The sequence below is a fragment of the Pseudomonas sp. NyZ480 genome (assembly GCF_029537255.1).
Taxonomy (GTDB): Bacteria; Pseudomonadota; Gammaproteobacteria; order Pseudomonadales; family Pseudomonadaceae; genus Aquipseudomonas; species Aquipseudomonas taiwanensis.
The window spans coordinates 4,235,647-4,253,134 of record NZ_CP120626.1; the positions used below are offsets into that span (position 1 = coordinate 4,235,647).

Genomic DNA, 17,488 nt, shown 5'->3' on the forward strand with positions numbered 1-17,488 from the left:
CCCTGGAGGTGTCTTCCATGCAAACCCAAATGCTCATCAATGGCCGCCTGGTGACCGGCGAGGGGCCAACCTGGACCGTGCTCAACCCGGCCCTGGGCAGTGCCCTGGCGCAAATCAACGAAGCCACCGAGGCACAGGTCGACCAGGCCGTGTGCGCAGCGGACCAGGCGTTCGACAGCTGGTCCCAATCCAGCCCCAAGGACCGCTCCCTTGCCCTGCTGGCGCTGGCCGACACCCTTGAAAATCACGGCGAGGAACTGGCCCGGCTAGAGTCGCAGAACTGCGGCAAGCCTTTCACGGCGGCGCTGAACGACGAGATCCCGGCCATCGCCGATGTGTTCCGCTACTTCGCCGGTGCTGCGCGCTGCCTGGGCGGCTCTGCGGCTGGCGAATACTTGCCCGGGCACACCTCGATGATTCGCCGTGACCCACTGGGCGTGGTTGCCTCGATCGCCCCCTGGAACTACCCGCTGATGATGCTGGCCTGGAAGATCGCGCCAGCGTTGGCGGCGGGCAATACCGTGGTGATCAAGCCCTCGGAGCTGACCCCGCTGACCGCGCTGCGCCTGGGTGAACTGGCGCAGAGCCTGCTGCCGCCGGGGGTACTCAACATCCTCTTCGGCCGCGGCCAGACGGTCGGCAACCCGCTGGTCACCCACCCCAAGGTGCGCATGGTGTCACTGACCGGCTCCATCCCCACCGGTGCGCACATCATCGGCGCCACCGCCGACAGCGTGAAGCGCATGCACATGGAACTGGGCGGCAAGGCGCCGGTGCTGGTGTTCGACGATGCCGACCTGGATGCAGCCATCGATGGCATCCGCACCTTCGGCTTCTACAACGCCGGCCAGGACTGCACCGCCGCCTGTCGCCTGTATGTGCAGGATGGCATCTACGAGCAATTCGTCGAACGACTGGGCAAGGCGGTGGCCAGCCTCAAACCCGGCCTGCAGGACGCTGAAGATACCGAGCTTGGCCCGTTGATCAGCGCCCAGCACCGCGACAAGGTCGCAGGCCTAGTGCAACGCGCCGTCGCCCAGCCGCATATCCGCCTGGTCACCGGGGGCAAGGCCTTGCCGGGTGATGGTTTCTTCTTCGAGCCGACCGTGCTGGCCGATGCCCTTCAGGATGACGAGATCGTGCGCCATGAAGTGTTCGGTCCGGTGGTTTCGGTTACCCGTTTCACTGACGAAACCCAAGCGCTGGCATGGGCCAACGACTCGGAGTACGGCCTGGCCTCATCGGTATGGACCCGCGACACGGGCCGGGCACACCGTTTGGCCGCCCGTTTGCAGTATGGCTGCACTTGGGTCAACACCCATTTCATGCTGGTCAGCGAAATGCCCCATGGCGGCCAGAAGCATTCAGGGTATGGCAAGGACCTGTCGATGTACGGGCTGGAGGACTACACCTGTGTGCGGCATGTGATGATCAAACATTGAGGTTGCCGGCTGGGGTATTCCTTTAGAGGTCTAGCGCCAATAATAAGATCGAGCGCACCGCGGGCTGCGCTCGCTCCTACGATCGTTCCGGGCCAATTAATCTGTGGGATTTGTGCGCGAACGTCTTGGCGCATGACGCGATATCGCATCGTACCCACAAGGCGTTCGCGTGCGCCTGTAGGAGCGAGCGCAGCTCGCGATGCGCCGCCCGCGCGGCGCTCGATTTCAGCCCCACCCCACCGCTGTCGCCATACGCCCTAATCCCGCAAATCCGATTCGTGAATTGGGTTGGCTCGGCTGGTTGCCCTTTGATACTGCGCCGGCCAGGTGGCCTTGTTGCCGCCCAGGTCATCATCGGCATGCAGCGGCCAGTAAGGATCGCGAAGGAGTTCCCGGGCCAGGAAGATCACGTCGGCCTGGCCAGTGCGCAGAATGTGCTCGGCCTGGGCCGGTTCGGTGATCATACCGACGGTGCCCGTGGCAATCTCCGCCTCCTTGCGCACGCGCTCAGCGAAGCGCGTCTGATAGCCGGGGCCGGTAGGAATCTCGGCGTTGACCGAGGTGCCACCGGAGGAAACATCGATCAGGTCGACACCCAGCACCCGCAAGCGGCGCGCCAGTTCGACGGTTTCATCCGGGTTCCAGCCATCCTCGACCCAGTCGGTTGCCGAGACGCGCACGAACAGCGGCAGTTCTGCCGGCCAGACCCTGCGAACGGCCTCCACCACCTGGAGGGTCAGGCGGATGCGGTTCTCGAAGCAGCTTCCGTACTCGTCACGGCGCTGGTTACTCAATGGTGAGAGGAACTGATGCAGGAGATACCCATGGGCCGCGTGGACTTCGACGACCTTGAAGCCCGCTTTCAGCGCTCGCTCGGTCGAGGCGACGAAGGCATCGATCACGCTCTGAATCTCGTCCTTGCTCAACTCGCGCGGTGGCGTGTGCTGCGGGTCGAAGGCGATCTTCGAGGGGCCCACCGGCTGCCAGCCACCGTCTTCGATCTTCACACTGCCCTGCTTGCCCAACCAGGGCCGATACGTACTGGCCTTGCGCCCAGCGTGGGCCAGCTGGATGCCCGGCACGGCGCCCTGGGCGGTAATGAAACGGGTAATGCGCTGCAAGGGCGCAATCTGATCGTCGTTCCACAGGCCGAGGTCTTCGGCAGTGATCCGACCATCGGCGGTCACCGCGACGGCCTCGCTGATGACCAAGCCGGCGCCACCCACGGCTCGGCTCCCCAGGTGAACGAGATGCCAATCGTTGGCCAGGCCATCGATCGCAGAATACTGGCACATCGGCGAGACCGCGATGCGGTTGGGCAGCGTCAACTGACGCAGGGTGTAAGGCTCGAGCAGCAGGCTCATGAGGGCACCTCCCAAGGACTCCAATGGTGATCCAGTCCGGACACTCAAGTGCACATCCCTGGCCCGGTGCCGGTCATTAATCAGACTAGACCAGATTGGAGGGCAACAGATTTTCGGTGGCTATGAAACCGAGCGCCGCCCGCGCGGCGCATCGCGAGCAAGGCTCGCTCCTACCGCTGCTTCGGGCCAGTCATGCCTGCACGATTTGCGCGCGATCGCCTTGGTGCACGGCCCAATGACCGCACGCGTCTGCAGGAGCGAGCCTTGCTCGCGATGCGCCGCGCGAGCGGCGCTCGATTCACACCCCCAAACCCTCCAGACAGGCGCGTGGATGCCGTCATGCAGATCTGCCGTCTGAAGGAGCGCTCAGCGCGGCTCCATGTGGGCGATCATCAACTGCACGCTTTCATTACCGCGAAACTCGTTCACATCCAGCTTGTAGGCCAATTCCACCCAACGCACGGTGGGGTTTGGCCAGACCTCGCGGTCGATCCCGAAGGCAATGCCATCCAACTTCACGGCACCACATTCGCTCTTGAGCACCACCTTCAGGTGCCGCTCGCCGACCACCCGTTGCTCGACCAGTTGGAACACGCCATGGAACAGCGGTTCGGGGAAGTGCTGCCCCCAAGGGCCGGCGTTGCGCAGGGCCTTGGCCAGGTCGAGGTGGAACTCTTCGACCGCAAGGGTGCCATCGGACAACAGGCGGCCGGTCAGGTCCTCCTCGCGCAACTGGCGACGGACTTCCTCGTCGAACGCCTCGGCGAATGCCGGGAAGTTGGCCTCCGGCAAGGAAAGCCCGGCGGCCATGGCATGTCCACCAAACTTGCTGATCAGCTGCGGATGCCGGGCTGCCACGGCATCCAACGCATCGCGAATATGAAAGCCCGGCACAGAGCGCGCCGAGCCCTTGAGCATGCCCTCCCCCGCATCGGCAAACGCGATGGTAGGACGGTGGTAGCGCTCTTTCAGGCGCGAAGCAAGAATCCCGATCACCCCCTGGTGCCAGTCGGCGTCGAACAGGCACAGGCCATAGGGCATGGACTCGACCGGCAGGTCCTTGAGCTGGGCCAGGGCTTCGCGTTGCATGCCCTGCTCGATGGACTTGCGGTCCTGGTTCAGGTCATCCAGCTGCTGGGCCATGTCCATCGCCAGGGCGGCGTCCTCGCACAGCAGGCATTCGATACCCAGGCTCATGTCATCCAGTCGCCCGGCCGCGTTCAGCCGTGGGCCGAGAATGAAGCCGAGGTCGGTCGAGGTGATACGCCGATGATCACGCCGCGCCACTTCCAGGATGGCCTTGAGGCCAGGACGAGCGCGGCCTGCACGGATGCGTTCGAGGCCCTGGTGCACCAGGATGCGGTTGTTGGCATCCAGGGGCACCACGTCCGCCACACTGCCAAGGGACACCAGGTCGAGCAACTCGCCGATATTCGGTTGGGCTTGGGTCTGGTAGCGCCCCAGGCTGCGTAGGCGCGCACGTAAGGCCATCAGTACGTAGAAGATGACCCCGACGCCGGCCAGCGCCTTGCTTGGGAACTCACAGCCCGGCTGGTTGGGGTTGACGATGGCGTCGGCATCCGGCAATTGCTCGCCCGGCAGGTGGTGGTCGGTCACCAGCACCTTGAGCCCCGCGGCCTTTGCAGCAGCCACACCGTCCACGCTGGAGATCCCGTTGTCGACCGTGACCAGCAATTGCGGCTGGCGTTGCAACGCGACCTGGACAATCTCCGGGGTCAGGCCGTAGCCGTACTCGAAACGATTGGGCACCAGGTAGTCGACATGGGCCGCACCCAGCAAGCGCAGGCCGAGCACGCCCACCGTACTGGCCGTCGCACCGTCGGCATCGAAGTCGCCGACGATGAGGATTCGCTGGCGCTGGTCGATCGCCTCCACCAACAGGTCGACCGCCGCCTCGATCCCCTTGAGTTGCTGGTACGGCAATAGGCGCCCCAGGCTTTTGTCCAGCTCAGCCTCGGATTGCACGCCACGGGCGGCGTACAAGCGCGTCAACAACGGGGGTAGGTTACCCAGAAATGGCAGGGTCGGCGGCAGTGGGCGAGGTTCGATACGCATAATGGCTTCGGCAGTCAGGGTCTATGAAGGTCAGCCACGCTCACCGAGCAGCCATTGCAACTGCACTTCGTGCTGGCCACGGTCGTCGGTGACGAAGACCGTCCCTTCGCTGATCATCACGTCCCACTTGATGGTGCGGGGCATGTCGGTGGCCAGGGTTTCCAGCACCTCTTGCGGCACAGCGGCAATGCTGAGGTTCTTCAGGCCCTTGACCGCACCCACCACCTTGCCTTCCCAAACCCGCAGGCTGCCGTAGGCCAGCAGGCTGGTGCGCTCGGTGCGGCGCGAGCACCAGGTCAGGCGCTCGGCGTCCGGCTGGCCGACTTCGATCCAGTGCAGGATGCGATCATCCAGGCTTTTTTCCCACAGCGCCGCTTCATCCACATCGGACAGTCCACGACCGAACGACAGGTTTTCGTTGTACCAGAGGGCATAAGCCAGCAAACGCACGGCCATTCGCTCTTCGGTTTCCGAAGGGTGACGGGCAATGGTCTGCCTGACGTTTTCGTACACGCCACGGTCAAGATCGGTCAGATTCAGTTCGAATTTGTAGGTGGTGGACGGCTGGGCCATGGTCGACGGGCTTCTTGCGCAAAGAAAAGTGGCACAGTCTAACCGATACGCGACGTCGTTGCCGCGCAGCAGTTTCTGCCGCCAGCGACCTATGATAAAACCACCGCTCTGCCCAGTCGCCACGGATGCCACATGCCTACGCCCAGCAAACCCCTCGCAGGTCTGAAAGTCATCGAACTCGGCACCCTCATCGCCGGCCCGTTCGCCTCGCGCATCTGCGCCGAATTCGGCGCCGAGGTGATCAAGGTCGAGTCCCCCGACGGCGGCGACCCACTGCGCAAGTGGCGTAAACTCTACGAAGGCACCTCGCTGTGGTGGTTCGTCCAGGCCCGCAACAAGCAGTCGCTGACCCTTAACCTCAAACACCCGGAAGGCCGCGAAGTCCTCAAGCGGCTATTGGCCGAAGCCGACATTCTCATCGAGAACTTCCGTCCAGGGGTGCTGGAAAAACTTGGCCTGGGCTGGGATGTGCTGCAGGCTCTGAATCCGAAACTGGTGATGGTGCGCCTGTCCGGCTTCGGCCAGACCGGCCCGATGAAAGATCAGCCCGGTTTCGGTGCGGTTGGCGAGTCGATGGGCGGGCTGCGTTACATCACCGGTTTCGAAGACCGCCCGCCGGTGCGCACCGGGATTTCCATCGGTGACTCGATCGCCGCCCTGTGGGGCGTGATCGGGGCATTGATGGCTCTGCGCCATCGGGAAGTCAATGGCGGCCAGGGCCAGGTCGTCGACGTGGCGTTGTACGAGGCGATTTTCGCCATGATGGAAAGCATGGTCCCGGAGTTCGATGTGTTCGGTTTTATCCGCGAACGCACCGGCAACATCATGCCAGGCATCACCCCCTCCTCCATCCACACCACCGCCGACGGCAAGCATGTGCAGATCGGCGCCAACGGTGATGCGATCTTCAAACGCTTCATGCACGCCGTCGGCCGCGACGACCTGGCCAACGACCCAAGCCTGGCCACCAATGATGGCCGCGACCTGCGGCGCGACGAGCTATATGGGGTGATCGACCGCTGGGCCAACAGCCTGACGCTGGAGCAAGTCATGCAGGTACTCACCAGCGCCGAGGTACCGGCAAGCCGGATCTACTCGGCCGAGGACATGTTCAACGATCCACAGTACCTGGCGCGCGAAATGTTCCTCCAGGCTCGCCTGCCTGACGGCAAGCCGTTCAAGATGCCTGGCATCGTGCCAAAGCTGTCGGAAACACCCGGTTCTGCCGAGTGGGTTGGCCCAGCACTGGGAGAACATACCGACGCCGTGCTTGAGCGCTTGGGATATGACGCTGCCGCCATCGCCAACCTGCGCCAGAGTGGCGCAGTCTGATACTGCCGCGCCCGCCCATGCCAGCACCTGGCCTGCTACGTCGGCTGACCGGCCTGCTTGGCCTGCTGGCTACCCTGGCCACTGGGCCGGCGCTGGCCAAGGAACGCGTGCTGTGGCTGGTGCGAGACCTGCCGCCGTTCACCATTTTCGAAGGGACAGAGAAAGGCCAGGGTGTCATCGACCAACTGCTGCCGCTGTTGATCTCGCAGATGCCGGAGTATGAACATGACATCGTGCGGGTTAACCGCGCCCGCGGGATTCAGATGCTCCAGGACCCGCGCAGCCTCACGTGCGACCCGACACTACTGTGGACGCCAGAGCGGGAAAAGTTCGTGCATTTCTCCATTCCATCCCTGGGCGTGCTGAGCGGTGGGCTGCTGGTCCGCAAGCAAGACCGCGACGTGGTCGAACCATTTTTGGATGACCAGCAGGTGGATCTCAAGCGCTTGCTCACCGACACACGGCTTAAACTAGGCATTGTCGCCGAGCGCAGCTACAGCGCCCAGATCGACGCGATACTGCGTCAGTTGCCCGACGAAGCCTTCAGCCGCCATTACGGCAACGAGGCTACCGCCAGTCTTCTGCAGATGCAGCAGAAAGGGCGACTGAAGCTGATGCTGGGGTATCGGCACGAGGTCAACTACCTGACAGGGCAACAAGGGGGCTCGGCGGATGACTACCTCTTCTACCCTATCTTGGGTGTGAACCGCTTCCAGTTCCTTCACGTAGGCTGCTCGGACACACCGATGGGGCGCCAAGTGGTCGAGCATATCGACCAGTTGCTACCGGCGCTTCGTCAGGACACGCTGCCGCTCTATTACTCGCACTGGCTCGATCCCGAGCAACGTGAGAGTTATCTGGAACAGAGCCGCCACTTTTTCCACACCCCATGAAAAAGAAACCCCGGAGCGCTGGGGAAGACGCCCGGGGTCAATCGAAAGCCCTCATGGGCTTCCCGTGACAGCCCCGCCATCACCGGAGCGAAGTTCTGGCTGGCTGCCCTACTGTGTCTGATACCCCCTTCATGCAAAGGTTCCCTGGCTTGCAGGCCGTTGCTGCAGTGCCGCTATCACACAGGGCTGCAAGCGACCCTCTGCGATCTGCAGGTCGCGGTGCAGGCCATCCACCAAGTCGATCAACAAGCGTTGTTCCTGCAACTGGCGCACACTGACGGTGCGCCTGAGCGTCAGGCTACCAAGACTGTCGTACACGCTCAGCAAGCGATTACCGCTGGCCTGCGCTTCACCGAGTTGGGTTTTATAAGGGGAAAGTGCGTCATTGAGCAGCTTGCAGATTCTTTCCATCCGGATCACTCGCTGGGTGGTGGGACATGAAGGAACTGACCTTCGAATACGGTGCAAAGTTCGCCATGAAGCATTCGCTTCAATGAGCATGCGTAGGTGAGATGACAGTTTGAATACGCTGCAAAGCCTGTTGCCAGCGCGGCATTGGCAGCGGCCAAGGCAGCTCGGCCAACACCCAAAGACCGCGCCGCCGGGCTTCGTTGGCGAGGTTCAGGCAGCCCTCGTTCGCCTGGCCGACGAACAGCAAAGCGCGCAAGCAGCGCTTGTTTGCGATCTGCTCCAGCAGGGCCATGCCGCTCTCAGGCGCAATGGCATGGTCGAGGACCAGCACATCGGCGACCTGCTCGCATGCCAGGCACGCATACAGGTCATCGAGCGTTGGAATGACGCGCACATTGAAAACGCCCACGGCATTACAGGCCTGATGCAGGAGGATCTGGTGAGAGGGGCGTGGCTGGTGGAGCAAGACGTGGGGCTGATGCATGAACCGCTCCTGATGGGAGGACCGGTCACTCTAGGCGGGGCACCAAACGCCTTATATAGGAGATATCTGAAAGGGGTTTCGGAAAATTCGTCAGCGATAAGTGCGCGCCGCAACCTATCGCCAGCAAGCAGGCGCCTGCAGTACGTCGCAGGCGCCTGTTTGTCAGGTTGCCGGGATTACAGCGGCTTGCCGCGGTTGCCGTGCTGGCTGACGAAGGCCTGGACCGCCTTGAGGTCGTTGGCCAGTACCGTGCAACGTTCCTCACGGCTGAACAGGTCGCTCAGGTGAGCCGGCAGTTCCAGCGCCTTGCCAACGCCCGCCTTTTCCACCGCTTCCGGGAACTTGACCGGGTGCGCGGTACCCAGCACCACCATCGGGGTGTCGAGACTGCGACGGCACTCACGGGCGGCCTTGACGCCAATGGCGGTGTGCGGATCGAGCACCTCACCCGTAGTGGCGAACACCTCGGCGATGGTCTGGCAGGTCTGCTCGTCGTTCACTGCCAGCGAATCGAACAGCTTGCGCGCTTCGGTCCAGCGGTCTTGCTCGACGCTGAAACCACCCCCTTGCTTGAAGTTCGCCATCAACTCGGCGATCGCTGCTCCGTTGCGACCGTGCAGGTCGAAAAGCAGGCGCTCGAAGTTGGAAGAAACCATGATGTCCATCGACGGCGACAGGGTCGCGTGCAGGGTTTCCTTGACGTACTGGTTGCCGCTCATGAAGCGGTGCAGGATGTCGTTACGGTTGGTGGCCACCACCAGCTGGCTGATCGGCAAGCCCATGTTGCGGGCCAGGTAGCCTGCGAAGATATCGCCGAAGTTGCCGGTCGGTACCGAGAATGCCACCGAGCGAGCCGGGCCACCCAGCTGCAGTGCTGCGTGGAAGTAGTAGACGATCTGGGCCATGATGCGCGCCCAGTTGATCGAGTTGACCGCGACCAGACGGGTGCCTTTGAGGAACGACTGGTCGGCGAAGCTGGCCTTGACCATCTCCTGGCAGTCGTCGAAGTTGCCTTCGATGGCGATGTTGTGGATGTTGTCGCCGAAGATGGTGGTCATCTGACGACGCTGGACTTCCGAAACACGCTGGTGCGGGTGCAGGATGAAGATGTCGACGTTGTCGCAGCGACGGCAGCCTTCGATAGCGGCGGAGCCGGTGTCACCACTGGTGGCGCCGATGATCACCACACGCTCGCCGCGCTTGGCCAGTACGTGGTCCAGCAGACGACCGAGCAATTGCAGGGCGAAATCCTTGAACGCCAGGGTCGGGCCGTGGAACAGCTCCATCACCCACTCATTGGTGTTGAGCTGACGCAGCGGCGCTACCGCGGCGTGGGCGAACTCGCCGTAGGTTTCCTCGAGGATCTTCTTGAAATCGGCATCGGCGATGCTGCCGTCGACGAACGGACGCATCACGCGGAATGCCAATTCGTGGTACGGCAGGCCAGACCAGGAGGCGATTTCTTCCTGGGTGAAGCGCGGCAGGTTTTCCGGTACGTACAGGCCGCCATCGCTGGCAAGGCCCGCCAGCAGGACGTCTTCGAAGTTCAGGGCCGGTGCCTGGCCGCGGGTGCTGATATAGCGCATGGGTACAAACCTTCGGTGCTGGGGCCCGGGCCGCGCTGGCGGCCCGACGGCAGTATTTGTTAGTTGAGCTGTTCGACGCGGATGCGCACGACCTTGCCGACCACGTCCTGCAAGGCCTCCAGGGCGACGATGGCGTCGTTGATGCGCTGCTCGACCACACCGTGGGTCAGCAGAATCATCGGTACCAGGCCGTCCTGCTCCTCGGCTTCCTTCTGCATGATCGACTCAATGTTGATGCCGCGTTCGGAAAGAATGCTGGCAACCTGGGCCAGTACGCCCGGGTGGTCCTTGGCCTGGATACGCAGGTAGTAGGCGCTTTCACAGGCTTCGATCGGCAGGATCGGGTGAGCCGACAGCGAGTCTGGCTGGAAGGCCAGGTGCGGCACGCGGTTCTCCGGGTCGGAAGTCATCGCGCGGACCACGTCGACCAGGTCGGCCACCACCGACGATGCGGTCGGTTCCATGCCGGCGCCAGCGCCGTAGTACAGGGTCGACCCTGCAGCGTCGCCGTTGACCATCACGGCGTTCATCACACCGTTGACGTTGGCGATCAGCCGGTCTGCCGGAATCAGCGTCGGGTGCACGCGCAGTTCGATGCCCGCTGGCGTGCTGCGAGCAACGCCCAGGTGCTTGATGCGATAACCAAGGGCCTCTGCGTAGTTCACATCAGCGGTGGTCAGCTGGGTGATGCCCTCGGTATAGGCCTTGTCGAACTGCAGCGGGATACCGAAGGCAATGGACGCCAGAATGGTCAGTTTGTGCGCAGCATCGATGCCTTCGACGTCGAAGGTCGGGTCGGCTTCGGCATAGCCCAGCGCCTGGGCTTCGGCCAGCACGTCGGGGAAGGCACGGCCCTTCTCGCGCATCTCGGTGAGGATGAAGTTGCCGGTGCCGTTGATGATGCCGGCCAGCCAGTTGATACGGTTGGCCGAGAGGCCTTCGCGAATGGCCTTGATCACCGGGATGCCGCCGGCCACCGCCGCTTCGAAGGCAACGATGACGCCTTTCTCGCGGGCCTTGGCGAAGATTTCGTTGCCATGCACGGCAATCAGCGCCTTGTTGGCGGTGACCACGTGCTTGCCATTCTCGATGGCCTTGAGCACCAGGTCGCGGGCAACGGTGTAGCCACCGATCAGCTCGATGACGATGTCGATCTCCGGGTTGCTCGCAACGTCGAACACATCAGCGGTAATGGGGGTACCGGTAATCTGGCAGTTCGGGTTCTGCGAGCGCATGGCGATCTGTGCCACTTCAATACCGCGCCCGGCACGGCGGGCAATCTCCTCGGCGTTGCGCTGAAGTACATTGAAGGTTCCGCCACCGACGGTCCCCAACCCACAGATGCCTACTTTGACCGGTTTCACTGTGAACTCCCCATTGAACGGCCGGCACCTGCGCCGACCGTGAAACATGCCGTCACCCCATGACGACGGCGTACTGAATGAATTACTTGGCGGCCTGCTGCTGGCCGGCCAGGGCCAGCTTGGCCACTTGCGGCGCGGGCTGGTAGCCCGGAATCACCTGGCCGTTTTCCAGGACGATCGCCGGTGTGCCATTGACACCGATCGACTGCCCCAGCTGGAACTGCTTGCTGACCGGGTTGGTGCACTTGGCGGCCTTGATTTCCTTGCCATCGATCATCTTGTCCAGGGCCGCGCGGCGATCACTGGAGCACCACACCGCCTGCAACTGTTCATCGCCCGGCGAGCCGAGGCCCTGACGCGGGAAGGCGACATAGCGCACTTCGATACCGCGACGGTTCAGCTCAGGCACTTCGGCGTGAAGCTTGTGGCAATACGGGCAGGTGGTGTCGGTGAACACGGTGATGTGCGACTTGGTTTCGCCCTTGGCAGGATAAACCACCATCTCGGCGGCTGGAATGCCGTTGATGAGCTTGGCGATACCAAGGCGTTCGGCCTTTTCGGTCAGGTTGACCGGCTTGCCATCCTGGATCTGGAACAGGTAGCCCTGCATGACGAACTGGCCGTCGGCACTGGCATACAGCACGCGACCACCCTGCAGTTTGACCTCGTACAGGCCACTGACCGGGCTGCTGGCCACGCTTTCCACTGGAACTTCCAGCTCGAGGTTCTGCAACGACTTGCGAATAGCCTGCTCCGCGCCGCTATTGGCATCGGTGGCCGCGGCGACGGCAAAGGTACTGGCCAGCGCCAGGGCGGCGGCGGCGAACATCTGGGTCAAGCGCATGGGAACTCCTGAAGGCGAACCGGGGCCGGGGGACGTTGTACGCGCAAAAACGCGGCAACCAAGCGGCCCTTGGTGCTAAACCGCTCAAGCCTACCACATCAGACGGGTGCTGAATGGGTCTACGGGTACCGGTCGGCGGAACATGAAAATGATTCATCCACGGGGGTGATGCTGGGCGTGCAGTTGCTGCAGGCGCGCCTTGGCAACATGGGTGTAGATCTGCGTGGTCGACAGGTCACTGTGGCCCAGCAGCATCTGCACGACACGTAAGTCGGCGCCATGGTTCAGCAGATGCGTGGCGAAGGCGTGGCGCAAAGTGTGGGGCGAAAGAGGTTTGTCGATGCCGGCAACCCGGGCATGGTGCTTGATGCGGTGCCAGAACGTCTGCCGGGTCATCTGCTCGCCGCGCAAGCTGGGAAACAGCACGTCGCTGGGGCGGCCATTGAGCAGTTCGCTGCGGCCTTGACGCAGGTAACGCTCCAGCCAGACCACCGCCTCCTCGCCCATGGGCACCAGACGCTCCTTGCTGCCTTTGCCCATTACCCGCAGAACACCCTGGCGCAGATTGACCTGATCGAGCGTCAGGCTGACCAGTTCGGTTACCCGCAAGCCACAGGCATACAGCACTTCGAGCATGGCCCGGTCGCGCTCACCGATGGCTTCGCCAAGGTCCGGCGCAAGGAGCAGTGCCTCGACGTCGGCCTCGGACAACGATTTGGGCAACGGACGACCTAACTGGGGCATCTCTACCAGCAGGGTCGGGTCGACCCCCACCCGCCTTTCTCGCAGCAGATAACGAAAGAAGCCACGCAGCCCAGACAAAAATCGCGCGGTGGAACGCGGCTTGTAGCCTTGGTCGAACCGCCATGCCAAATGATCGAGGATCAGGTCGCGGCCGGCGTCGGGCAGACTTACGCCACGCTCCTGCAGCCAGCCGTTGAACAAGGCCAGGTCACTGCGATAGGAAACGCGGGTGTTGTCGGACAGGCCTTTTTCAAGCCACAGAGCGTCGAGGAATTGGTCGATCAGTGGGTGGTCTAGAGCGGGCATGAAAACTCGGTGGCGAAGAACGAAATGACGCTTAGTCTTTCATAACAACGCAGGCATAGGGAGCCCGCATGAGCGAACAGCAAATCCTTCTGAGCTTCGGTGGCATCGGAGCGGCCGCCCTCGCCTGCCAATGGCTGGCCTGGCGCCTGAAATTGCCGGCCATTCTCTTTCTTCTGTTGTGCGGCATTCTCGCAGGCCCGGTGTTGGGCTGGCTCGACCCGCAGGCATTGTTCGGATCGTTGCTGATGCCGCTGGTCTCGCTGGCGGTGGCCCTGATTCTGTTCGAGGGCAGCCTGACCTTGCACCTGTCACAGTGGCGAGAGATCGGCAGCGTGGTGCACCGGTTGGTGACGCTCGGCGCGCTGACCACATGGGCAGTGATCGCTGTCGCGACCCATTGGCTGCTGGGTTTCGACTGGCCTCTGGCGATTCTGTTCGGGGCCCTGACCCTGGTCACCGGCCCCACGGTCATCGTGCCCATGCTCAGGGTCGTACGGCCTAACACCACCATCGCCAACATCCTGCGCTGGGAAGGTATCGTCATCGACCCGATTGGTGCACTGCTGGCAGTGGTGGTGTACAGCTTCATCATTGCCAGCGCAGAGGGTAACGGTCTGAGCCAGAGCCTGGTGACCTTCGCCGGGGTGATCTTCTGCGGTTGTGCACTCGGCGCCGCCGGAGGCTGGCTGTTGGGCCAGATCATGCGCGCCCAGTGGCTGCCGGAATACCTGCACAACCTGGCATCGCTGGCGGCCGTGCTGGGCATCTTCATTGCCGCCAACCAGATCGTTCACGAGTCGGGGCTGCTGGCAGTGACGGTGATGGGCATGTGGCTGGCCAACATGCCGGGCGTGGATGTCCGGCAGATCCTGCACTTCAAGGAAAACCTCAGCGTACTGCTGATTTCCGGACTGTTCATTCTGCTGGCTGCGCGCCTGGACCTGCATGCGCTACTGGCCCTCGGCCCTGCCGTATGGGCCCTGCTGCTGGTCATACAATTGCTGGCACGCCCGTTGAACGTGCTCGTCTCCACCCTGGGCTCACCACTGAACTGGCGCGAACGCGCACTCCTGGCCTGGATTGCCCCGCGAGGCATCGTCGCCGCAGCGGTTTCGGCGATTTTTGCCATCCGCCTGCACGAAGCCGGGCACCAGGATGCCTTGCTGCTGGTACCGCTGACATTCGCTGTGATCATCGGCACGGTGGTGCTGCAAAGCGCCACAGCCAGGCCCCTGGCGCGCCTGCTCAAGGTTGCCGAGCCGGCACCGAGCGGCTTCCTCATCGTCGGCGCCAACGAGCCGGCGCGCGCCATCGGCAAAGCCCTGCAACAGTTGGGTTGCCGGGTACTGCTGACCGATTCGAGTTGGGAGAACATCCGTGCTGCACGCATGGACGGGCTGCCCACCTATTTCGGCAACCCGGCCTCGCAACATGCCGACGCGCACCTGGACCTGGTCGGTCTCGGCCATCTCCTTGGCCTGTCGCCGGCTGGCGAGATCAACACCCTGGCCTGTGCGCGCTTTCGCCATGATTTCGGCCATAGCCGCCTGTTCGTGCTCGCCAGCGGACTGGAAAAACAGCGAAGCGACAAACATCGGGCCGCCGAGGAGCATCGCGGGCATTTACTGGGTGCGAGCCCAATGACCTACCTGCAACTGGCCAACCGCCTGCATCAGGGCGCAGAGCTCTACAGCACCCACCTTACCCAAGGATTCGACTGGGAAGACTATCAGGCGCTGCATGGGGAGCGTGCGCACCTGCTGTTCGCCCGTGACGACCATGGTTGGGTCCATGTGGCCAGCCCGGACAACTCGCTCGCGCCGCAACCAGGGTGGACCTTGGTGGCGTTGATCGAGCCTGCTCCGGCCCAATGAACTCAGGCCTCTGGCAACACTGGCACCGGACGTTTGTCCTCATCGATGGCGACGAAGCTGAACACGCCATGGATTGCGCGCTCACGGCCATCGAGGTACATGTTCTCGACGAATACATCGACCTGCACCTGCAGGCTGGTATTGCCGACCTTGATCACCGTCCCGACCAGCTCGACGATCGAGCCAGCTGGAATCGGGTGCTTGAAATCGATCCGATCAGTGGAAACGGTCACCAACGGCAAGCGACAGAAACGCGTGGCGGCAATGAACGACACTTCGTCCATCCAGGCCAGCGCAGTGCCGCCGAACAGGGTGTTGTGGTGGTTGGTGGTATTGGGGAAAACGGCTTTGGTCACGCGGGTCACCGACAGTTCGGTGCGGCGCAGGATTTCCTGGTCTCGGGTCGTCATGGCTGATACATCGCAAGGGTTTCAAAACGCAAAAAAGCAGCCCGAAGGCTGCTTTTTTGTTCTCGCTGGGTGGCCTTGGCCACCCGGAAAACTGCACTCAGGACAGTTTTTCTTTGATGCGAGCGGCTTTGCCGGACAGGTCGCGCAGGTAGTACAGCTTGGCTTTACGCACGTCACCACGACGTTTCACGGCCAGGCTGTCGATCTGTGGGCTGTAGGTCTGGAAGGTACGCTCTACGCCAACGCCGCTGGAGATCTTGCGCACGGTGAAGGCGCTGTTCAGACCGCGGTTACGCTTGGCGATAACGACGCCTTCGAACGCCTGCAGACGGGAACGCTCACCTTCCTTCACTTTAACCTGGACGACAATGGTGTCGCCTGGTGCGAAGGTTGGGATTTCCTTGTTCATCTGCTCGGCTTCGAGCTGCTGAATGATCTTGTTGGTCATGCTGTGCTCCTAAGATGGATAACTCGATCCACCATCGATACGTTAACTATCGTCCCGCTCGCGGAGATATTCCTCGAGCAGCTTCTTCTCTTCTCCAGAAAGCGAGCGACTTTCCAGAAGATCGGCGCGTCGTTCGAAGGTCCTACCAAGGGACTGCTTCATCCGCCAACGCCGGATATGTGCATGGTTGCCACTTAGCAACACGTCGGGAACACGCTGATCCGCATACACCTCAGGTCGGGTGTAGTGCGGGCAATCGAGCAGACCGTCGGTGAAGGAGTCTTCCTCCGCCGAGTCCACATGCCCTAAAGCTCCGGGCAGCAGTCGTGTAACCGCATCGATCAGTACCATGGCCGGCAGCTCGCCACCGGAAAGCACATAGTCACCAATCGACCACTCCTCATCGACATGAGCCTCGATAAAACGCTCGTCAATGCCTTCATAACGACCGGCGATCAGGATCAACGATTCCTGTTCGGCCAGGCCTTTGACCGCTTGCTGAGTCAGCTTGCGGCCTTGCGGCGAAAGGTAGATCACCTTTGCCGATGCTCCGGTCGCTTGCCTGGCGCTAACCAAGGCGTCTTCCAGAGGCTTGATTTTCATCACCATGCCCGGACCACCGCCAAACGGCCGATCATCCACCGTGTGGTGACGATCTGTGGTGTAGTCCCGCGGGTTCCAGCAAGTCACCTGAAGCAACCCCTGTTTCACCGCGCGGCTGGTAATGCCGTACTCCGTGATGGCCGAAAACATCTCGGGGAACAACGTGATGACGTCTACGCGAAGGTTACCCATCGATTAGAAGTCCGCGTCCCACTCGACCCGCATCACGCCTGCTTCGAGGTCGACGTTGAGCACGCATTGCGCCGTATAGGGCAACAAACGCTCGCGATCATCCAGGCTGCCTGCGCAGGGCTTGACCACCATTACATCGTTCGCACCGGTCTCCAACAGGTGATCGACCTTGCCGAACAGCTGTTCGTCCTGGTTGATGACCTTCAGACCCACCAACTGGTACCAGTAGTACTCGTCAGCAGCCAGGTTGGGCAAAAGGCTCCGCGGAATGCAGATTTCGTAACCGCTCAGAAGACGGGCTTCATCGCGATCATCGAGGCCTTTCAGTTTCACGACCAGGCCCTTTTGGGAGCCACGACCGTTGACCAGTTCGACCTGCTTTACAGTGCCTTCGTGCCGAAGCGTCCAGCGCCGATAATCCAACAGGTTTTCAATCGGATCGGTAAAGGAGTACACCTTCACCTCGCCGCGAACGCCGTGAACCGAAAAAATCTTGCCAACGACGATGAGGTCGTCAGCCTTTTCTGGCGTCGCGTTCATAT

General features: G+C 62.3%; 17 protein-coding genes. 4 read left to right on the forward strand and 13 right to left on the reverse strand.

Annotation, left to right across the window (positions count from 1 at the left end):
- The first annotated feature begins 17 nt into the window (after positions 1–17).
- Positions 18–1,442, forward strand: coding sequence for a gamma-aminobutyraldehyde dehydrogenase (locus P3R38_RS19470; protein ID WP_023382025.1), 1,425 nt, complete (start codon positions 18–20; stop codon positions 1,440–1,442).
- 257 nt (positions 1,443–1,699) lie between these two features.
- On the opposite strand, the gene P3R38_RS19475 is transcribed toward P3R38_RS19470, so the two are convergent.
- The 3 genes from P3R38_RS19475 to P3R38_RS19485 all read right to left on the reverse strand — a co-directional run bounded on the left by P3R38_RS19475 (position 1,700) and on the right by P3R38_RS19485 (position 5,455).
- Entirely contained in the window at positions 1,700–2,806 is a 1,107-nt protein-coding gene (locus P3R38_RS19475; RefSeq protein WP_277686518.1) for an NADH:flavin oxidoreductase/NADH oxidase, read from the reverse strand.
- 366 nt (positions 2,807–3,172) lie between these two features.
- Positions 3,173–4,882: a single-stranded-DNA-specific exonuclease RecJ gene (gene recJ, locus P3R38_RS19480; protein WP_023382027.1), complete on the reverse strand. Its 1,710-nt coding sequence runs from the start codon at positions 4,880–4,882 to the stop codon at positions 3,173–3,175.
- Between the two features lie 30 nt (positions 4,883–4,912).
- The gene (locus tag P3R38_RS19485) at positions 4,913–5,455 is read right to left on the reverse strand and encodes a YaeQ family protein (protein WP_023382028.1); all 543 of its coding nucleotides are present in this window, start codon (positions 5,453–5,455) and stop codon (positions 4,913–4,915) included.
- A gap of 132 nt (positions 5,456–5,587) precedes the next feature.
- Here P3R38_RS19485 and P3R38_RS19490 point away from each other — a divergent pair, with 132 nt between their 5' ends.
- Together P3R38_RS19490 and P3R38_RS19495 are read left to right on the forward strand one after the other, a co-directional pair.
- On the forward strand, positions 5,588–6,787 hold the full coding sequence (locus P3R38_RS19490) for a CaiB/BaiF CoA-transferase family protein (protein WP_023382029.1): 1,200 nt from the start codon (positions 5,588–5,590) through the stop codon (positions 6,785–6,787).
- Positions 6,788–6,804: 17 nt separating this feature from the next.
- Positions 6,805–7,680 (forward strand): TIGR02285 family protein, encoded by an 876-nt coding sequence (locus P3R38_RS19495; protein ID WP_023382030.1) that lies wholly within the window; start codon positions 6,805–6,807, stop codon positions 7,678–7,680.
- Between the two features lie 129 nt (positions 7,681–7,809).
- Here the strand turns inward: P3R38_RS19495 and P3R38_RS19500 are convergent, their stop codons facing one another.
- The 6 genes from P3R38_RS19500 to xerD form a co-directional block, all read right to left on the reverse strand.
- Positions 7,810–8,091 (reverse strand): DUF3509 domain-containing protein, encoded by a 282-nt coding sequence (locus tag P3R38_RS19500; protein ID WP_027906549.1) that lies wholly within the window; start codon positions 8,089–8,091, stop codon positions 7,810–7,812.
- Between the two features lie 79 nt (positions 8,092–8,170).
- On the reverse strand, positions 8,171–8,575 hold the full coding sequence (locus tag P3R38_RS19505; protein WP_027906550.1) for a hypothetical protein: 405 nt from the start codon (positions 8,573–8,575) through the stop codon (positions 8,171–8,173).
- Between the two features lie 176 nt (positions 8,576–8,751).
- Positions 8,752–10,161, reverse strand: a complete 1,410-nt coding sequence (thrC, locus tag P3R38_RS19510; RefSeq protein WP_277686519.1) for a threonine synthase — start codon at positions 10,159–10,161, stop codon at positions 8,752–8,754.
- A 59-nt stretch (positions 10,162–10,220) separates the two neighbouring features.
- Positions 10,221–11,525 carry a homoserine dehydrogenase gene (locus P3R38_RS19515; RefSeq protein ID WP_023382034.1) on the reverse strand — a complete coding sequence of 435 codons (1,305 nt, stop codon included), beginning with the start codon at positions 11,523–11,525 and terminating at the stop codon, positions 10,221–10,223.
- Between the two features lie 82 nt (positions 11,526–11,607).
- Complete coding sequence (locus P3R38_RS19520; protein WP_023382035.1) at positions 11,608–12,369, reverse strand: thioredoxin fold domain-containing protein; 762 nt, start codon at positions 12,367–12,369, stop codon at positions 11,608–11,610.
- Positions 12,370–12,522: 153 nt separating this feature from the next.
- Positions 12,523–13,419 carry a site-specific tyrosine recombinase XerD gene (gene xerD, locus P3R38_RS19525; protein WP_023382036.1) on the reverse strand — a complete coding sequence of 299 codons (897 nt, stop codon included), beginning with the start codon at positions 13,417–13,419 and terminating at the stop codon, positions 12,523–12,525.
- A gap of 68 nt (positions 13,420–13,487) precedes the next feature.
- Here xerD and P3R38_RS19530 point away from each other — a divergent pair, with 68 nt between their 5' ends.
- On the forward strand, positions 13,488–15,293 hold the full coding sequence (locus P3R38_RS19530) for a sodium:proton antiporter (protein WP_104883362.1): 1,806 nt from the start codon (positions 13,488–13,490) through the stop codon (positions 15,291–15,293).
- A 2-nt stretch (positions 15,294–15,295) separates the two neighbouring features.
- Here P3R38_RS19530 and P3R38_RS19535 read toward each other — a convergent pair whose 3' ends face one another.
- The 4 genes from P3R38_RS19535 to rimM all read right to left on the reverse strand — a co-directional run bounded on the left by P3R38_RS19535 (position 15,296) and on the right by rimM (position 17,486).
- Complete coding sequence (locus P3R38_RS19535) at positions 15,296–15,703, reverse strand: acyl-CoA thioesterase (protein ID WP_023382038.1); 408 nt, start codon at positions 15,701–15,703, stop codon at positions 15,296–15,298.
- 97 nt (positions 15,704–15,800) lie between these two features.
- A complete protein-coding gene (rplS, locus tag P3R38_RS19540) occupies positions 15,801–16,151 on the reverse strand; it encodes a 50S ribosomal protein L19 (protein ID WP_023382039.1) in 351 nt (116 codons plus the stop codon).
- A 42-nt stretch (positions 16,152–16,193) separates the two neighbouring features.
- Entirely contained in the window at positions 16,194–16,946 is a 753-nt protein-coding gene (trmD, locus tag P3R38_RS19545; protein ID WP_008094486.1) for a tRNA (guanosine(37)-N1)-methyltransferase TrmD, read from the reverse strand.
- Positions 16,947–16,949: 3 nt separating this feature from the next.
- On the reverse strand, positions 16,950–17,486 hold the full coding sequence (gene rimM / locus P3R38_RS19550) for a ribosome maturation factor RimM (protein ID WP_023382040.1): 537 nt from the start codon (positions 17,484–17,486) through the stop codon (positions 16,950–16,952).
- Between the last annotated feature and the right edge of the window lie 2 nt (positions 17,487–17,488).